A 245-nucleotide genomic window follows, 5' to 3' on the forward strand; every position below is an offset into this window, starting at 1 on the left:
CTGCCCATTGCGGATGCACCAGTTTTCACGGGGTGATTCAATTAAACCGATAAAAATATCAATCTCGTGTATGCCTAAGGCACCGAGGCGTTTGATGATCTCTTGGTAAAGCATTTGTTTGGCAACATCTGTTCGCCCCGAAAACAGTTGGATCGTAATAAGAATGAAGTTTTCCGAACTGTCCGGTGGTGTAAAAAACCACTTGGGGTTGTGCTCTACATACCGCAGCTGCCGATCTGATGCGG

Annotated in this window: 1 protein-coding gene; it reads right to left on the reverse strand. The window is 46.5% G+C overall.

Annotation, left to right across the window (positions count from 1 at the left end; genetic code table 11):
• A partial coding sequence (locus tag AC0L3B_RS40095; protein ID WP_473383530.1) for a tautomerase family protein occupies positions 1-245 on the reverse strand: 245 nt, incomplete at both ends.

Source organism: Bradyrhizobium sp. Kon56, from assembly GCF_055807635.1.